The sequence below is a fragment of the Romboutsia sedimentorum genome, assembly GCF_030131845.1.
Taxonomy (GTDB): domain Bacteria; phylum Bacillota; class Clostridia; order Peptostreptococcales; family Peptostreptococcaceae; genus Romboutsia_D; species Romboutsia_D sedimentorum.
Genome location: NZ_JASKYM010000002.1, coordinates 12,949 through 31,532, shown reverse-complemented (window position 1 = coordinate 31,532; position 18,584 = coordinate 12,949). Strand labels below are relative to the sequence as shown.

The 18,584-nt window shown below is 28.3% G+C and carries 14 protein-coding genes; 3 read left to right on the top strand and 11 right to left on the bottom strand.

All coding sequences use genetic code 11. From position 1 onward, the window contains the following. Complete coding sequence (locus QOZ84_RS05295) at positions 1 to 1,302, bottom strand: replicative DNA helicase (RefSeq protein ID WP_284131921.1); 1,302 nt, start codon at positions 1,300 to 1,302, stop codon at positions 1 to 3. A 129-nt stretch (positions 1,303 to 1,431) separates the two neighbouring features. Next, positions 1,432 to 2,196, bottom strand: a complete 765-nt coding sequence (locus QOZ84_RS05290) for a conserved phage C-terminal domain-containing protein (RefSeq protein ID WP_284131920.1) — start codon at positions 2,194 to 2,196, stop codon at positions 1,432 to 1,434. 194 nt (positions 2,197 to 2,390) lie between these two features. Here QOZ84_RS05290 and QOZ84_RS05285 point away from each other — a divergent pair, with 194 nt between their 5' ends. Beyond that, positions 2,391 to 2,759, top strand: a complete 369-nt coding sequence (locus QOZ84_RS05285) for a helix-turn-helix domain-containing protein (protein WP_284131919.1) — start codon at positions 2,391 to 2,393, stop codon at positions 2,757 to 2,759. Between the two features lie 163 nt (positions 2,760 to 2,922). Next, positions 2,923 to 3,120 carry a hypothetical protein gene (locus QOZ84_RS05280; protein ID WP_284131918.1) on the top strand — a complete coding sequence of 66 codons (198 nt, stop codon included), beginning with the start codon at positions 2,923 to 2,925 and terminating at the stop codon, positions 3,118 to 3,120. Positions 3,121 to 3,165: 45 nt separating this feature from the next. Here the strand turns inward: QOZ84_RS05280 and QOZ84_RS05275 are convergent, their stop codons facing one another. The 3 genes from QOZ84_RS05275 to QOZ84_RS05265 form a co-directional block, all read right to left on the bottom strand. Next, positions 3,166 to 4,542 carry an AAA family ATPase gene (locus QOZ84_RS05275; RefSeq protein ID WP_284131917.1) on the bottom strand — a complete coding sequence of 459 codons (1,377 nt, stop codon included), beginning with the start codon at positions 4,540 to 4,542 and terminating at the stop codon, positions 3,166 to 3,168. Between the two features lie 221 nt (positions 4,543 to 4,763). Beyond that, positions 4,764 to 5,372 carry a DedA family protein gene (locus QOZ84_RS05270; RefSeq protein WP_284131916.1) on the bottom strand — a complete coding sequence of 203 codons (609 nt, stop codon included), beginning with the start codon at positions 5,370 to 5,372 and terminating at the stop codon, positions 4,764 to 4,766. Positions 5,373 to 5,402: 30 nt separating this feature from the next. Further along, a complete protein-coding gene (locus tag QOZ84_RS05265) occupies positions 5,403 to 6,179 on the bottom strand; it encodes a tyrosine-protein phosphatase (protein ID WP_284131915.1) in 777 nt (258 codons plus the stop codon). Positions 6,180 to 6,510: 331 nt separating this feature from the next. Between QOZ84_RS05265 and QOZ84_RS05260 the strand changes: the two genes are divergently transcribed. Beyond that, the gene (locus QOZ84_RS05260) at positions 6,511 to 7,032 is read left to right on the top strand and encodes a VanZ family protein (protein ID WP_284131914.1); all 522 of its coding nucleotides are present in this window, start codon (positions 6,511 to 6,513) and stop codon (positions 7,030 to 7,032) included. 431 nt (positions 7,033 to 7,463) lie between these two features. On the opposite strand, the gene QOZ84_RS05255 is transcribed toward QOZ84_RS05260, so the two are convergent. The 6 genes from QOZ84_RS05255 to QOZ84_RS05230 form a co-directional block, all read right to left on the bottom strand. Beyond that, on the bottom strand, positions 7,464 to 7,730 hold the full coding sequence (locus QOZ84_RS05255; protein ID WP_331496523.1) for an RNA-guided endonuclease InsQ/TnpB family protein: 267 nt from the start codon (positions 7,728 to 7,730) through the stop codon (positions 7,464 to 7,466). Between the two features lie 390 nt (positions 7,731 to 8,120). After that, positions 8,121 to 8,612: a DedA family protein gene (locus tag QOZ84_RS05250; protein ID WP_284131913.1), complete on the bottom strand. Its 492-nt coding sequence runs from the start codon at positions 8,610 to 8,612 to the stop codon at positions 8,121 to 8,123. Between the two features lie 87 nt (positions 8,613 to 8,699). Then, a complete protein-coding gene (locus QOZ84_RS05245) occupies positions 8,700 to 9,923 on the bottom strand; it encodes a PDDEXK-like family protein (RefSeq protein WP_284131912.1) in 1,224 nt (407 codons plus the stop codon). A gap of 133 nt (positions 9,924 to 10,056) precedes the next feature. After that, the gene (locus QOZ84_RS05240; RefSeq protein WP_284131911.1) at positions 10,057 to 12,105 is read right to left on the bottom strand and encodes a cell wall-binding repeat-containing protein; all 2,049 of its coding nucleotides are present in this window, start codon (positions 12,103 to 12,105) and stop codon (positions 10,057 to 10,059) included. Between the two features lie 173 nt (positions 12,106 to 12,278). Continuing rightward, complete coding sequence (locus tag QOZ84_RS05235) at positions 12,279 to 14,399, bottom strand: cell wall-binding repeat-containing protein (protein ID WP_284131910.1); 2,121 nt, start codon at positions 14,397 to 14,399, stop codon at positions 12,279 to 12,281. Positions 14,400 to 14,826: 427 nt separating this feature from the next. Then, positions 14,827 to 18,432 carry a cell wall-binding repeat-containing protein gene (locus tag QOZ84_RS05230; RefSeq protein WP_284131909.1) on the bottom strand — a complete coding sequence of 1,202 codons (3,606 nt, stop codon included), beginning with the start codon at positions 18,430 to 18,432 and terminating at the stop codon, positions 14,827 to 14,829. Between the last annotated feature and the right edge of the window lie 152 nt (positions 18,433 to 18,584).

The window sequence follows — 18,584 nt, the reverse complement described above, 5'->3', positions numbered from 1 at the left end:
TTAATAATTTATATATTGAAAATGTAACCTTGGACCATTATAACAATAATGCCTAAACCCAGTTTCCCCGTCCCTACATTTAGCAACAATCAAATCAACCAACTTAACACCCTTTTTCTTAGCACCTAATATACTTTCCTTGCTCTTATTTATATCCTTAACCGCCTCATCAAAATCACCAAACACAGGCTCATGAATATACACAACATTATTGCTATCATGAAAAATTGCCTTACTATCTCTCATAGGTCTCTCACCCCATGGTCTCAAATCCTTCATCTCATCATTTAACTGACTAAGCTGAATAAGTGGAATATCAAAGTCTAGTGTAATATTTTTAAGCTCCCTTGATAAAGTAGCCACTTCTCTTTCCCTGTTTTGCATATTTCCCTCAACACTCATAAGTTGAATATAATCAACAATAACCAAATCAGGCTTTAATGTCCTAATTCTCTTTCTAAGCGCACTAATAGTACTAATCCTATCATTGATATAAATCAAATTACTACTATTAAAATCAGCCATAACCCTTAAAATACTCTGCCAACTTTCTTCATCTAAATCCTTATTTTTCATAGACTTTGTACTTACGCCAGTTCTTTTGGTGATATTTCTCATAAAAACTTGTTCGTTACTCATTTCCCTACTTATAAACAGCACTTTCTTCTTTTGTTCCATACAATTTAACATAATCTGCAAAGCCAAAGCAGTTTTTCCCACTCCACTTCGAGCAGCAATAGTCGTAAGTTCTCCCTTAAACAAACCACCTATTATATCATCTAAAAATTTGACACCAAACCTTATTCCGATTTCTTCATTATTTCCCAAGAAATCTAATATTCTTTCACAAATAGAAGTTACACTATCATCATTTTCTACATAGCCCTCATTCAAAATCTTTTGCATCCTATTATCAAAATTGTATATTATAGAGTTGATCTCACCTTCATCACCCAAAGCTTGAAAAAGACTAGTACAATTCTTAATAATTTCACGTCTTAAATACTTATCTTTTAAAATTCCTATATGAGTATCTATAGATAAACACTGGCTCATCGCTGCTAGATTGCTCAAATAACTAACATTAATACCACTATCCTCACTAATTTTAGCACTTATAGTTTGAATATCTAAACTCATCTTTTCTTTATGTAAATATTTCATAGTATTTAAAATATGTTTATTGTAACTAACAGTAAACATATCATCCCTCAACTCATCAAGCTTATATCCCAAAGACTCATCAAATATGAAACTTCCTAATATACTTTGTTCTATATTTATAGCCTCAAAATTTTTCACAGTATATATTCCCCTTAAACTAAATTTATAATTTTATGGTAGATGGTTAATTATAAGTTTTGTTTAAGCTACCTATTTTTAATGATAATACTCTTTGAGTGAACTTTCAACGTTTTTTAATAATCTTTTTTAGAAATCAAATTTTATGTCCCATATTTCAGATGTTTCCTCACTTTTTATAACTACTTCATTCAAATATCCCTCAAACTTATTGCTAAATAAAGTTTCTGGTCTTAAAAACTTTTGCATATCAGTATACATCCATTGAGAAACCTTAATATCTATCACATTATAAAAATCTTTTTCACAAAATCCTTCCTTAAGCCTAGCATTGATAAAACTCTTAGTTTTTTGAGTAGTCGCTTTAAAATTCTTATTTGTTTTTTTATTTAAATAATCAACTACCACACCATATATATTTTCTTTGTTTAATTCTCTTTTTGTATTCTCTTTTTTAGAATTATCAATATCCATACCAGACTTAACTTCAATCACATTACCACTATCTGTTTCATCTATATTACAATTACTATCTTTTGCTATATCATAACCTATATCATGCTCTATACCACTATCCTTATCATATTTCCAATCATCATTTGTAATATATTCATATATAGAATACCCCCTAGCACAACTTGCCTTACTTATACTTTTTATAATACCAAGCTTTTCAAACTCACTTATCATCCTTTGAGCCTTCCCATGCGATAAACTCAAATCCTTCATAACAGTACTCACAGTCAAACTAAATTGATTCTTTGGAAACTCATTTTTTATTCGGTTTAAATTCTCTCTTCTCATAACATAATGATTAAACCTAATCCTATCAATATCCTTATCAATATCAAACTTTAACACCTTAGTATTCATTTTATTAAAACAATATCCCATATAAATCCCCCATAATATAAATCTAAATTAATATTTGTACCTCGATACTATCAATATTAATTCACATCAAATCAACTTTCAAGACTTATTAATAAAATTTATCTATAATTTTCTTTTTTAGTTTACTTTTACAAAACATTGTACTATACTTTAGTTGTGGTTAGATGGATTAATTATAGTGGGGTGAGTTAGTTATGATTTTTGGACAAAGATTTAAACAATTAAGAATTGAAAAAGGATTAAAACAACAAGAATTAGCAGATGATTTTAATAAGATATATGGACATACATTTGCAAAATCATCAATATCACAATATGAACATGGAAAAAGAAGACCAGAAACTGAAGCACTTAAGAATTTCGCATTATATTTTAATGTTTCTATAGATTATTTACTTGGAGTAAGTGAGGATAGAGAGATTTCTTCACCTGATAAAAAACCTGATTTACAAACTGAGGTTATGACTTACGTTGATAATTTTTTTGGTGATGATAGTATCGATCGAGATAAAAAAGACGAGGTTTTAAAAAAAATACTACAAATATATACTTCAACATTATAGATTAATTTCATTTCATAGATATTTATTATATTTCTAACATATTGTCAAAATTGCAGTAATATATTGTATTCATTCCTTTATTAATTTAATTTTTTATTTTTACGTTCATTTATCATTTATATATAACTTTATAGTTGCCTATTACTTTTATAGGGGGTATTATATGATATATAATATATTAGATAGATTCGACATAGAGAGTAACAAGGGGAAGGATTGTTCTAATATGGACCATTGTGATAGAGTAATTGCACTAGCTGATAGTGTGCTGACAAGCGATAAAGTTAGTAGTTTAGAGAAAAAAACTCTTTGTCTTAAAATTATTAGCTCTTCCGAAAAATTTGATAAAGAGATTAAATAGATTTAATTTTAAAATAGCCCTTCATATATTGAAGGGCTATTTTGCTTATCTACCTGCCTTCTTAAATGCATAGCTTATTTCAAATTTATTAGTTTCCTCATATATATCTTCTTTTTGTCCACCTAATAATATTCCTCTTAAATAAAAATCTCTCAAATTATTATTATTCTTTACATTAGCTAGCTTTATATATCTATTTAATGGGTTAGTAGTAGTAAAAACAATACATTCCTTATTTAATTTTTCTAAAGCACGTAAATTGTGAGAAGTAAATATTAGCTGACCTTTTGCATTTTCTTGTATAACTTCTAATATTTCACCTAATAGATATTCAAAAACACCTGCATCTAATTCATCTACAACTACGCAAATAGTTCTGTTGTTATACATAGCTATTAGTGCACTTAATATTGATACAATCTTTTTTATACCATCAGACTCATATTTCAAAGGAACTTTATTTTTATCCCTTACAGATAATAACTCTATTTTTGTTCCTTCAGCTCCATCTTCTAATAATTGGTCTCCATAATTTTTTATATCAATTCTTAAATTAGGTATGATTGCATTTACAACAATATTAATCTGATTTATTATTTTATTTAAAACATTAAACTTTGCCTTATCTATAACAGATACATCAAATAATTTAATTCCAATCTCTCCAGTGCTAACTTCTTCATCACTTTCTATTCTAAAACTAAAAGGCATTATTTGATTAGTATTTATAGCACCTAAATATTCATTCTTTATAACAAATAAATTAAGCCTTATAAAATAAATTAAGCTATCAATTATCAATAAATTATCACCAATAAAGCTACTTTTAAATATTTTTAAAGAATCCTCACTAAATATAAATGACTTTCTTTCTTTTTTTGATAATGCCTTTGCAACACCTAAATTAATAATATTTTCTTTATTACAATTTATTACCTCATCATATTTAGACTTAGGTCTAAAAGTTTGCATTCCAAATTCAATATCATAATCTATAATCTTAATCTTATTTTTCCATTTATCATCAACTAGCTTAGAATAGCTTATAGTTTCCTTACTAATATCTATACTATTTTCATTATTTACACTTATTTCAAAACTATAATAAACTAAAAATTTATCATCTTCTATCTCTACCATAAATACATATTCTAATACACATTCATTGCTATCATGTAATATTAAGTTTTTTACACTATTATTTATACTAACTCCAGATACCATATCCTTTAATATACCTAATGAATCCACAACAGCAGTTTTTCCTGATCCATTTTGACCGTATATGCCCATTATATCTGTATTATTATGAAATACTTTATTTTTTATATTATTATAACTATTAAATGAAATAGTTCCTTGTTTTACATTTTTAAATTTATTTAATTTTATTTCTTGTATACGGACTACACTTCTTCTCATAAATACACCTCCTATATAATATATGTATACCATTATATGCTATATTTTTCAATATTTTTTTGATATATGAAACAAAATGTTCCTTTTTTAATATATATTAAAGTATTTACTATTATATATTACTTATACGTATTAATTAAATACTTCCTAATTATTAACATATTTTAGGTTTGAATCGCATAAAAAAAGCCGAAATATTATAATTTCGACTTTTACATTTGTTATTGATTTTTTACTTTATGATTTTTGTGTCTAAATATTAAATAACCAACAAAAACTACACCTAGTATAACTATCAATACATTAGAATAATTTTTTAAAATCGTAGATATTAAGCTCATATTGTTCCCTAATATATATCCGATAAATATAAGAATAGTATTCCAAATCGCTATACCGATTCCTGAATAAACCGAAAATTCAACTACATTCATCTTGGTTACTCCCGCTACTATTGATATAAATGTTCTTGCTAATGGGACTAATCTAGATAACATTACCGATATCTTCTCATATTTTGCTAACCATCTATATGACGCTTTTATTGATTTTTTAGTCTTAGGATATTTATTTTTTATTAGTGCTAATAATGGTTGCCCAAACTTGTACCCCAAATAATAATTAATTATAGATCCAAATAAACCACCTAGTATTGATGCTATTATTACTAAACTTAAACTCATGTCAAATTTAAGTGCTAATATTCCTACTAGCGGTAGCACTAGTTCACTAGGTAGCGGAGCATTTGCATATTCTAGCGCAACTATTATAAATATACTTACTATCCCGTAGTTTTTTATAAACTCTTCTATTAATAAACTTATTTCCATATTCTTATCCCCTCTAACTTAATTCTAATTTTATCTTTTGAATAATTTAGATAAGAAACTTTTTTTAGTAATAACCTCTGTACAATCTTTTGATAAAACTATGTCTTTATTATTTATAATGCTATCTGGATTATCTAAAAACAACATCTTTGCTCTAGACTCTCCATACTTTTTATAAACATATTCATGTGCATCCTTAATCAAAGGTCTTCTTCTATTAGATCCATGAGCATCACTACCTACAAAATGAACCATATTGTGTTTTAGTAAAGCTTCACAAACTTTGTTGCATTGACTTGGCCCTTTTCCTAATACACTAGATGCATTAACTTGAATAAGTCCACCTTCATCTATAGCTTTATTTATAAGATTCGTGTTTACTTCACTATATCTTTCAACATGAGCTAGTATAGGTATGTATCCTCTTATTTTAATCTCATATACTATATCACATAAATTTTCAGGAAATCTAGTAGGCGAAAACTCTATCAATATGTACTTACTATTATTTAATGTAAAAAATTCTTTTTTATCCATGTATTCTAATAAATCTTCACTATAATAAAGTTCATTTCCTATTAAAACATTAACATTTATATTGTTTTCTTTCAACTTATTATTAAAATTATTTAATTCTTCTAAAAGCTTATCTCCTACCACATACTCAAAATCCGGATGATAATGTGAAGTATTGATTATAGTTTTTATACCATCACGCTCAGCAATTCTTGCCATTTCTAATGACTCATATAAATCTTTTGCACCATCATCAATACCAGGTAATATATGGCAATGTATATCTATCATTTTTTATTCCTCCTGTAGCATTTATCTCGTATTGAAAATTACTTATTATCTATTTTTTATAATTTACATAATCAAATATAAATAACCAAATTCTACTCATAATAACCCCCATTTAATTTTGAAATGTCTTTATTACTTTAATCTAAATATCCATACTATATTTTACCATATTTATTTATATAAACCTAAAAATATCTAATATTTATCTTACAAGGTTTTTAAGCTCCTAGTTTTACACACTTTTTCTTTTTCATTATATATTCCTTAAGTATATCTCTTCACTTTTTAGTTCATAATGTATTAGAAATCAAATTTAGTAAGGGGTATCACATTGATAATAGAATTTTCAAACTTAATATTTTTCGGATTAATATTTTGCTATTTAGCAACTATAATATTATTTAATTACATGAATGATTCACAAATAAACTATAAAAAGGAATTCATAAACCTTGGTTTACTTTTATCAGTACTGCTGATAATATCTCAAACAATATTTCCACTAAGGCTTGGGTACAAATTTGAAGAATTTGAAATATATAACCTAATTCCATTAAAAGTTTCAATTATGATGTTTACACAATACAGCTTTGGATACTTCCTATATCAAGTTTTAGGTAACATAGCTTTATTTGTTCCACTTGGATTTTTTATATTTATAAAAACTAATAAAAATATAAAGAAATCATTAATAATTATATTTTCAATAACTTTAGGAGTAGAAATAATCCAAGGCTTTATACCATATAGATTCTGTGAAATAGATGATTTATGGCTAAATACTTTAGGTGGATACATAGGACTAACAATTTCATCAATAATAAATAAAGGATATGTAAAAGCTTCGAACTAAGCTTTTACATATCCTTTATTATTCTATTTTCATCTGATACACTCTCTTATACCACCTTATTAAACATATCTACCGCATAATCCTTTATATCTAAAAAAGTAATCATATTGTACTTTGCTTGAATAATATTGAAATAATCTTTAATACTATCTAACTTTTTTATAATTTTTGTATTTTCATCATCAATTGCTTCAACAAATACTTCATTATTACATACATCACAATATTCACAATATACATTTTTTTCATATCAATCTTAATCCCGTTGCCAAAACCTTATAAAACTTTATAAAGTATGTTTAATTATCGTTTCAACGTGTCTGATTTTGCAAGTCAAACTACAACAAGCTACTTTCATTTGATATAACACTCCGCAATCGTAAATTCCCATACAACGAATGGTACATATTAGCACTGTCTTGTTGGTGATGTTATGCTAATTTATAGTTTGAAAGATTAATACTTGCATTTAAATATCTATCAATAGTAAATCCACAAGAACACTGGTAAATTCTATTTTTAAGTTTTAAATCAGTTTTAATTTCTCCACATTGACTACAAGTCTTTGATGATGGATACCATCTATCTGCTATAACTAACTCAATCCCTCTGAATTTACACTTATATTCTAATTGTCGCCTAAATTCATAGAAGCCTTGTTTTGATATAACTCTTGATAAATGTTTATTTTTCATCATATTAGAAACCCCCTCGAGATATGTATTTTATCTATTACCTTTTCCATAAATGTACCCATGGCTCTTTGTTTTCATCAGGATAGTGAAACGACATTACAAATGTTTGAGTTCTATTTTCTTGTTTACGTAACTTAAACTTATATGGAAGAAAACAATAAATAGTATTTCTACTTCTAATAAAACCCTTAATTTCATGCATAAATTTTTTTGTCATTTTCCTCCTTAAATACAGTTATGTATTTTTTCCCTTTCACTAATCTATATTAAGTTATTAATTTCCGCTATACTATCTAGCATATTAAATGCTAGATAGTGAAAAGTTTTTTTAAAGTAACCCTTTTGTCTAGATTTATAGTATCCTGAAAGTTATCATAAATTCTATTCTAGGCATCAATTTTTTACTTTATGATTTTTGTGTGTATATATAATATAACCAACAAAAACTACACCTAATATAACTATTAATACATTAGAGTAATTTTTCAAAATAGTAGATATTAAGCTCATGTTATTCTCTAATATATATCCGATAAATATAGGGATAGTATTCCAAATCGCTATACCAATTCCTGAATAAACCACAAATTCAACTACATTCATCTTGGTTACTCCCGCTACTATTGATATAAATGTTCTTGCTAATGGGACTAATCTAGATAACATTACCGATATCTTCTCATATTTTGCTAACCATCTATATGACGCTTTTATTGATTTTTTAGTCTTAGGATATTTGTTTTTTATTAGTGCTAATATTCCTACTAGTGGTAGTACTAATTCACTAGGTAGCGAAGCATTTGCATATTCTAGCGCAACTATAATAAATATACTTACTTTCCCGTAGTTTTTTATAAACTCTTCTATTAATAAACTTATTTCCATACTTTTCTCCTTGATAACTCTATACTATATTTAATAAAAAAATTAATAACTTCAATTAAAAAATAGCTAAAGAAAATAACACTTTAACTATTTTAATGTAATTAATTTTTCAATATTATATACACATCTATCAATAAATTCATCAAATTTATCCTCATCAAATAAATCAAAATAAGCATCATTGAACTCTTTAAAATTTGGACACTCTGATTCATTATCTTCAGGTAAATACTCCCAATATATCCACCAACCGTCAATCTCAGGCTCATAGTTAGGTAATACGTCTCTTATCTCATCATTAGCTAGCATTTTACCATTAAACACATTATTACAAGGTGTACAAAATCCTACAAAAAGTACACTATCTATTTCAATTCTTAACCATAGGTCAATATCATCTTTTATATTTTTTATATAGTAACTAATTCCAGGATAACTTGAACCCTTTTTATCGTAATACACATTAACTAACTTAAAATCATTGTAATCGTAACTATTGGCATTATTTAAGTTAGCTTTATCTATACGTTCTTCTATAGCATTTAAGACCTTTTTAATCATCTTTATCTTACAAGCTTTCAAGCTCTTTTCTATCTCTATAGCACTTTGCATATTTGATTTAGATGATGATATAATATTTGAAATCTCCACTTCTTTATCCTCCACCAACAGGTTAGTAATTCTTCTTATAACTAAAATTAACTGTAATATAATTTCTCTAATAGATGCTATTCTAATAGTTTCTTGTTGTTCAAGACATCTATTTAACCAACTAAGTATATCATTTTCAAATGACAGTTGTACTATCTCCTCATAGCCTACAATACATCTATCATTATAAATAGGAGTAAGGCTTCCTGCACTTTGAGAACTTGGAATACTTCCATGTAGTGTCAGATAAAACACTTTTGAATTCTTAGCTTGATTATAATAATCAAAACATTGGTTATTTTGATCACCTGCATAAATTTTCACTTCTATTGGTATTAGTTCATCGTTACTCTCAATTACTAAATCTATTCTTCTATTTCCTAAAATAATATACTCTCTATGTACTCTTACATTTTTATAGTCCGATTCTGTAAAGTCTAGGTTTAAAACATGTTCTACAAACAATCTTAAGTATAAGTCGCCTTGATAGTGACTACCTTTAGGGTCTAGCAACTCGTGTATTACTCTGCATATTGTTACTTCGTCTGTAGATATGTTAGCTATGTCAAATATATTGAAATAGCTTCCTGTTTTTTGATTTATTAAATCGTATTTATTCGATATTTCACAAATTTTAGTTAGTAATAATTCTATGTTCATATATTTTCGCTCCTATTATTTTGTTATATACCTATAATAGAATTTAATTAGTATACAATCGAGCCTTCAATGGACTTTCACCTTCAAGTTGTTGCCCATACCAAGGACACATAAAAAATAGATATTAAGTATATTACTTTATTGAATTAATGAACTCCGCAACTAAATTAGATATTCCATACCCTACTTGAATCTTATTCTTCTTTGAGTTTAAGTCATGCAAAGTATCTCCTTGCTCTTCACTTAGCGAATCAGTCGCAAGAAATACAGGTGCATTCATCTTAGCCCCTAATACCCCTGCAGATAAAGAATCTACAAATCCCTTGTTATCAGATTTAGAAATTATAAGCCCTCCATTATTATGTAATTCCTTACCATTACTATAAAATTCCTTTATAATTGCTGCATTTGTATCTTTTCTATTCTCTCCGTATATTCTTCTAACACTCATATTTATATCTAGTATATCTTCATCTACAGAATTAGATATAATATTTCTTCCACCGAGTATGTATGCTTTATCTGCATTCTCCATTAAAAAATACTTATTATCATAAGATAGACCTTCTTTTTTAGTCAAAATTATAGGAACTTGTTTTTTGCCTGCTACTGACGATATAGACAATGCATCTGCCTCTCCATTGCCTGCTACTATAAAAGTATCTACTTTATGATTTACTTTTCCTACAATCTCATTAGCTACGGCTAAGGAAGTTTCATATCTATCTTTCCCTGATATTCTTTTCATATTTTTACCATAATGTGTTTTTAGTTTATCATATACTTGTTTAGAAACTGCATTTTCTCCACCAATTATATATATATTCTTAGCATTTAGCCTATCTATTTCTTCTAGAACTTCATTTGGTATCTCATCCTTTTTGGTTATAAGTATCGGAGCATCTAAACTTGATGCTAATGGAGTTGATGTTAGACCATCTACAAGTGAATTATCCTCACCTGATACAAGCACTACATTATCAGTAGTATTTTTATATGTATTTCGGCTAACCTGTACTGAAGTTTTGTATCTATCTAAACCTGCATATATGTTTATCTCTATTTTTTCTTTCATTAATTCAATAATATTGTCAAGTTCTACTTTTTTCACAGGCTTTATTATAAGCTTGTTTATTCTATATTTATTATCCATTGTAGTTTCTTCTATTATAATGTTTATACTTGATAAATCTTTATAATTTACTTCTATATTATTATCAACATATCTTACAGCTATATTGCTACTGTCACTTTTATCAATATATATTTCTCTTGGTTCATCTGTTATTTTATCAATAGCTTCAAACCTTATTGTGTATTGAGATTTATTCATTTCATTTATATTTTTTAATAACTCATTTCCTCTTATAGTCAATCTTCCTGAGTTTACTTCATATATATCATCTACTTTTAGTTCTTGTGTACTTATTTCATCTGCATCTTTTACTATTGCATCTGTATTTTGAATTATATCTTCTTGTCCTAAAGCTACTGAACTATCTTGGTAATATCCATCTATAATTCCATTTTGTAAACTTACTTTAGTTTCTATTATATTTTTATCTACTTTTTTAATAGGATTCTCATTAATATCTATATAGTAACCATTTTTCTGTCTAAAAGCAGGCTTATTTATATCCAGCAAGATATCTCCAACATTTACATATATAAATCTAGCTTGTTCTGTAGTTGTATCTGGTGATATTGGTATTTTACCTTGTTTATTACCATCTGCTAGTGTCTTCCATATTACGTTTTTCTCGTTCCCATTATATTTTAGTTCCTTGTAGTCTACTAATTCTTCATTTTTCAATTTTCTACTTATTGTGGAGTATTTTACCACTATCTTTTGATTGTATTTTAAATTTGAATATTTCTCATTAAATAACTCATCAAACTGTGCATAGCTAGTTAGGTACTCTTCTTTATCTAACGCTTCTAGATTATCAGCTATTTGTATTTTATATGCCGAACACCCTCTTTTGTTGGGATCATTCATATAGACTTTATTTGTAGTATATTTTGTATTAAACAATTGATATGTTTGTTTTTTTAATTCCAATATCCTCTGTTGTTCCTCTGAATCTATAACTGCGTAATGTTCTGCTGTGGCATAGCTAGATGGTGTTGTAGCTACTATTCCTACTATTGTTAATATGCTTGTGTATTTATACTTACTCATTTGCTCCTCCGAATATCTCTCATATTCGTATTTCTCACGTTTGTATAATAACATATATTTTTTATAAGTATATGTTTTATATAATAAAAAAGGTGTTGATATATTTAAATACCAACACCTTTTATTTATCATGCTAATTTATATAAAATTCAAATCTAAATTAATATATCTAATTATAATTTTACTATAGATTTTACAAACTTAGCTACAGCTTGAGATACTCCGTATCCTACTTGAACTTTTTTACCAGCAGCAGCAACCTTTACAGTAGCTAATACATCTTCTTGATTATCAGATAAATTTTCTCCTGATAATACTACTGGAGTATTTCCTTTATCAGCTGATAAAGCTCCTGCACCTAATGCATCTACTAAACCTTTATTATCAGCCTTAGCAACTATCATATTATCAACTGTAACTGGTGCAGCTACTGTTGCTGATGGTGCATAGAATTCTTTTATAACAGCAGCATTTGTATCTTGTCTTCTTTCCCCTGCTACTCTCTTAACATCTGCATCTATAGTTAATAACTGATTGTAAGCATTTTCACTTACTACAGTTGTTCCACCTATTACAGTTATATCTTTTGCACTAGCAGTAGGATTAACCTTAGTGTTTAAGAATAATTCTACATCCTTATTTATTCCTTCTGCTGGAGTTAATAATATTGGTGCTTTTAACTCTCCAGCTATACCAGCTGCAGATAAAGCATCAGCTTCACCGTGTCCACCAACTATGAATGCTTCTTCTGCATTCGCTGTTTTAGTAAATTCTTTAGCTACAGCTAATGAAGTTTCATATCTGTTATCTCCTGCTAATCTCTTAACTGTTATTCCGTATGTTTTTTGTAATGTATCAACAACGTTTTGTGATACTACTGTTTCTCCACCTACTATATAAACAGTTTTTGTTTCTAATTCTTTTAATTGGTCTATTACTTCTTTTGGTATTTCATTTTGCTTAGTAAGTAATACTGGTGCACTTAATTTTTTAGCTAAAGGAGTAGCTGTTAAACCATCTACTAAAGATTTTTCTTCTCCTGATACTAATACTACATTTGCAGCTTTGTTAAATGCTTTACTTACTTCTACAGCAGTCTTGTATCTATCCATACCAGCTGCAGTATATATATCTAATTTCCCTTTAACCATATCAAGGATATGAGATAATGGAGCTTTTCTTTCACCTTTAACAGTTACTGTAGATACAGTTTCCCATTTAGTATTAGCTGGAGTAGCTTCTACTTTATCTGTTTTTTGGAATGTAAACTTAACATTTGAAGCATTTGCTTCAACTAGCTCATTAGCAGCTACAGTTGCATCTACAAATTTTCCACCTGTATAAGTGTACTCAACTCCATCTTTATCAGTTGCAGTTATTACAACATTTTCTTTATCATCATCATGGTCTCTTTGATTCATGATAGTTTTCGCAAGTTCATTACCATCTACAGTAAGTCTTCCTGTTTCAACTTCATATATATCACTTACTACCATGTCTTTGTTTTGTACAGATGATGCATCTTTAAGTATAGCATCTCTCTCTACTACTGCATCTGCAGGTGTTGTCATTGCAGCTTGATATCCTTCTATAACACCATTTGCTAATACTGGTGTTGCTATTGTATTATCAACTTTAGCTATAGAGTTTCCATCTTTATCTACGTAGTGTCCATTTACTTGTTTATATACAGGCTTATCTAAATCTAATTTAGCATCTCCTGCCTTAACAGTTATATATCTTTTTTCGTCTTTATTATCATCTGATATTCTTATCTTAGCGATTGGAGTTCCATCAGCTAATTTATCAGCCTTGAATGTTCCAACATCTGTTCCTTCTGTGAAACCTAATTCATCTGCAGTAACGTCTGCTAATTTAGTTTCTTTCCAGTCAACTATTTGTCCATCTGTTAATTCTCTACCATTGAATGTAGATGTTACTAATATTTTTTGTCCTTCTTTTAAATCAGCAACTAACTTATCAAGTTCTTTTACGAAATCTGCATAATTAGTTGGATTTACTGCACCTCCTATTGTTACATTTTCTAATGTAGCAACTTGTAATTGTACAGTGTATGCATTTGTTCCAGCTTTATTTACAGTTTGTAATGAATTCACATTCTCTGTAAATTTCTTTTGGAACATTTTGTATGCTTTTTCTTTCATTTCATTTATTGCTGTTTCATTTGTAGAATCTACTACCGCTCTGTGGATTGGTGCTGCAAAAGCTGGTGCAGCTGTAGTAGCTACTGTTGCAACTGCCATTGCCATTGCTATACTTTTTTTCTTTGACATAATTTTGTTTCCTCCCCAATATTATATGAATTCATCTCTTCTATGTAAACCGTATTGGCATTTCATTTCGTATTTCTCACATTATTAATATTATTCTATCTCCAATGTATTTTCAATGGTTTTATACCTTTCTTGGCGAACTTTCGTTCGTCATAATATTACATTTTTTTACATTTTTTTAATATTTATTCACGCATTCGACATATTATTATTTTTTATGACAGTTATTTCATTATAATTATATTTTTTAGACATTTCTTCAATTCTTTACATATATATGAATTTTTTTCTAATTTTTTATTTTTATTTTGTCGAATTAATGCTATAATAAAAATACGTTAAAAAAATAAAAATTTATTCTCTTTAACGTATTTCTCACAAAAAAGACTTGGTCATTTGACCAAGTCTTTTTACTATTTTATAATAATTATTTTGCTTCTGTTCTTGTTGTTTTACTTATACTCATAGCAGCAACTTTTCTAGCACTTAGTTTAGAATCATCAGCTCCTATAGAATCTGTATCTCTTATTGCATTTATTTCATTCTTTATTTCTAAAGTAGCTCCACTATATTGTGAACCTAATATTTCTTGCCATAAAGTATCACTTGCAACAGTACTTGCTGCTACAGTTATTATTACTTCTTTTGAATCATTTGCATTAACTACTGAAGTACATGCATAATCTGGAGTTGGATTTGTATATGTTTTACTTCCATATTTAATTGCCATATTGTCTAAGAATGCTCCTAGTTTTAAATCAGTTCCACTAACTTTAACTGGCTCATCAAACATTAATTTAAACTCATAGCTATCAACTTTGTTATTATCATTACTATTTTTTACAGTCTCAAGTTTTGCTGATTTTAAAGTAGGTGCTGCGTTATCTACTAATGCTATAGTTCTAGTATTAGTATTTATAGTCTTGTTAGCATCAGATAATTTTAATCCTGATACTTCTAACATATAGTTTCCTGTACTCTTAACGTAATCTTCTGGTAATGTTACTTCTATTTGTTTGTAAGTACCATCAGTAAATCTTATATTTGATGTTTCTGGTATCTCTTTTCCATCTATTTTAAAATATTTATGTGGTGTTGTTCCTGAACCAAACATTTTGTAATCAAATGCATCTTTTGATACAATTACAAACTCATTGTCTTCTATTGTAACGCCAGCTGGTAATGTAGTACCACTTGGTAGAGTTTCTCCTTTTGCTAAAACATCTACATCTAATGGAGTGCTTGGAGTACTAGTTCCTGTTACTTCAACTATAGCTGAGTTTACAGAATTTATTCCATTGTTACTTAAGTCAGTTATAGCATTAGCTGCAAAATAAGCTCTGTAATTTCCACCATTAAGTCTTCCTTGTGATGTTTCACTAGATGATTTTATTACTAAAGTCTTTTCATTTTTTATTTCTATATCACTTACAGTTACTTCTACAGTATTTTTCATTAACTTTATGCTAGTGTTTTTATCTCCATCAACTAAACTTGATGGGTCTATAGCCTCACTAAATGTAACTTCTATTGCATCTTTTCCTGAGCTTAATGCTGTTGAAGTTATTGTTGGCTTAGTTTCATCTTTGTTTATAGTTACTGACTTAGTAAGTGCTGGTATACTTAAATCAGTAGTATCTTGATATGCATCTTTTGTTATAACAACGTTTAGACCTTGACTTCTATTAGTACTTAAAACATCATTTAATGTTATATCATACGTTCTTCCTGTAGAATCAACAGCTGTATTTTGAGAAATATTATTTACATAATTATGTTTAGAACTAGATGTATCGTTTGATTTATTTACAACTAAGCCTTGTTCACTTTCTATCTTTGATTTTGAAGCTGCATTTAATGCTTTATTAAACTTTATACGTATTTTATTGTTAGCTACAGCTATTGGATTGTCTATTGTTAAATCCATTTTTGTTACTGATACAGTAGTGTTTTTAGATTGCATTAAGTTTCCTGATGCATCTCTCATTCCAGCTACATATACTGGTACTGATGAAGTTCCTAATGAAACTAATGCATTTGTTCTTGGTACTATTATTTTATTACTCGGGCTTTTTGGGGCTTGTGATGCACTATCTGCATTTCCTAATATTGCAGTATTTTCTACTGACACGTTGTTTATACGAAGCACTAAACCATCTTTTTTATCTATTGGCTCTGATAAAGTTACTTCAAAGTTATTTGTATCTTGGTTAAATAATACGCTTGTTACTTCTGGAGAAGTTTTATCTTCTGTTTTTAATGTCGTTCTATATGTATCTAATACTGTTCCATTATTTCTTATATTTGATACAGTTAATCCATTACTGCCTTTAAAGTATTTATTTATTTCGGCTTTTATAGTCATACTCATTCTATTTTCACTTAATTCAGTTGTAAAATCACTATTAGTTATCGTTGCTCCATTAGTTGTTCCTATTGTAAATATTTCTCCATCCATTGCTATAGTTGGAGTTGTATCTACGGGTCTACTAAATCTTACTATTATTTCTTTTCCATTTTGAGCTACTACTTGAGAAACTGGCTTGCTTTTATCTAAGTTACCTATAGTTCCACTAACTCCACTAAAATCAGTATCTCCTTGTGCATTTAAAGTTGTTATATTACCACTTCCACTAACAACAACACCTTGTGCAACTATATCTAATGTTGTTATTGTTCCTCTATTAACTATTGAAGCATTTCTAGCACCTGATCTTATTTCCATTTGCTTAACTGTAACTCCACTATTAACATTTATGTATTTAGCTCCGTCTACAGATACTTTGTTTGATATATTTCCGTTTATATTTAAAGTTCCGTTACTCATATTTGAAGTAACAGCACCACTATGTGTTCCGCATAAATTAACAGTGATATTTGATGAAGTGCTTAATGTTATATTTTCTGATACAGTAGATGTAGGTCTAAAGTTTATAACATCACCATCTCTAGCACTTGACATAGCACTATTTAAAGCTGATACAGTTGTAACTTCTTTAACACTGTTTTGTGTATTTCTTATAGCTTCTATACTCGCACTTGGTACACCGTCTCCTATTTGAGTTATTCTTGAGAATGACTTATTCTTTAATAAGTTTTCTTGAGAATAATCTAAAGTTTTTCCAACTATCATAACTGGAACATCATTTTTAGCAGCTAATACTCCTACTGCAAGTGCATCTACAAGTTCATCAGATTTTTCTACTTGCCCTGATTTAGCTACATATATGTTGTCTAATGAAGTAGACTTATAGAATTCGCTTATAACTTTTGCATTAGTTTCTTGTCTTCTCTCTCCACCAAGTCTTACCTTAGTTCCTGGTAATGAGTTCATTACAGAATCTGAAACAACATCTGTTTGACCAACTACATATGATTTGTATATATCTTCTTTGTTTATAAATTCCTTAGAATCAGCTAGTCCATTGTTAGGATTTGATAATATTATTGGCATTTTATTATCTGCTGCTGGTGCTGCTACACTTACTGCATCAGGAAGTCCTGTTGCACCATTTACTACTGCTACTTTAGATACATCAGATATTTTGTCCATAGCTTCTGCTACTGCTACACCTGTTGTGTATCTATTTGTTCCACTTATTCTATTTACTGAAATGTTCATAGATTTTAATTCTTTTACTACGTTTTCAGATACAACTGTTGTTCCACCCACTATATCTACAGTTTTAACACCTAACTTAGTTAATCTAGCTTCTGTCTCTGATGTTAATGTATCTTTTTTACTTACAAGTATTGGTGCATTTTTAAGATTTGCGTATGGAGTTGCTGTTAATGCATCTACTAATCCGTCATACCCATTAATTATTACTGCGTGTGTTGATGAACTCCACCCATTTTCACTTATCTTTACAGCTGTTGCTTGTCTATTACTTCCTGCTAAAATACTACTCGACACTGCTGCAGATCTTGGCTCTAGTGCACTTGCACTTATTGGAAGTGTTGTTGCTAGCGTCGTAGCCAACATTGTTGTAGCCATTACTTTTGCTATTATTTGCTTTTTTCTCTTTAACATATCTCTCACCTCATGTTATTCTTAGAATATAATTTGTTAATATATTCCTATTATTACATCATTGTACATTATTTTTAGTTGTATATCAATACATCTTAATTTTAGCTTTCATTTTATTTTTGTATAAAAAAAGACAATCATATATTTTGATT

Coding starts and splice junctions, on each gene's coding strand:
- QOZ84_RS05290 (WP_284131920.1), bottom strand. CDS start 2,196: ATGGGATATTGTTTTAATAAAATGAATACTAAGGTGTTAAAGTTTGAT.
- QOZ84_RS05285 (WP_284131919.1), top strand. CDS start 2,391: ATGATTTTTGGACAAAGATTTAAACAATTAAGAATTGAAAAAGGATTA.
- QOZ84_RS05280 (WP_284131918.1), top strand. CDS start 2,923: ATGATATATAATATATTAGATAGATTCGACATAGAGAGTAACAAGGGG.
- QOZ84_RS05275 (WP_284131917.1), bottom strand. CDS start 4,542: ATGAGAAGAAGTGTAGTCCGTATACAAGAAATAAAATTAAATAAATTT.
- QOZ84_RS05270 (WP_284131916.1), bottom strand. CDS start 5,372: ATGGAAATAAGTTTATTAATAGAAGAGTTTATAAAAAACTACGGGATA.
- QOZ84_RS05265 (WP_284131915.1), bottom strand. CDS start 6,179: ATGATAGATATACATTGCCATATATTACCTGGTATTGATGATGGTGCA.
- QOZ84_RS05255 (WP_331496523.1), bottom strand. CDS start 7,730: ATGATGAAAAATAAACATTTATCAAGAGTTATATCAAAACAAGGCTTC.
- QOZ84_RS05250 (WP_284131913.1), bottom strand. CDS start 8,612: ATGGAAATAAGTTTATTAATAGAAGAGTTTATAAAAAACTACGGGAAA.
- QOZ84_RS05245 (WP_284131912.1), bottom strand. CDS start 9,923: ATGAACATAGAATTATTACTAACTAAAATTTGTGAAATATCGAATAAA.
- QOZ84_RS05240 (WP_284131911.1), bottom strand. CDS start 12,105: ATGAGTAAGTATAAATACACAAGCATATTAACAATAGTAGGAATAGTA.
- QOZ84_RS05235 (WP_284131910.1), bottom strand. CDS start 14,399: ATGTCAAAGAAAAAAAGTATAGCAATGGCAATGGCAGTTGCAACAGTA.
- QOZ84_RS05230 (WP_284131909.1), bottom strand. CDS start 18,432: ATGTTAAAGAGAAAAAAGCAAATAATAGCAAAAGTAATGGCTACAACA.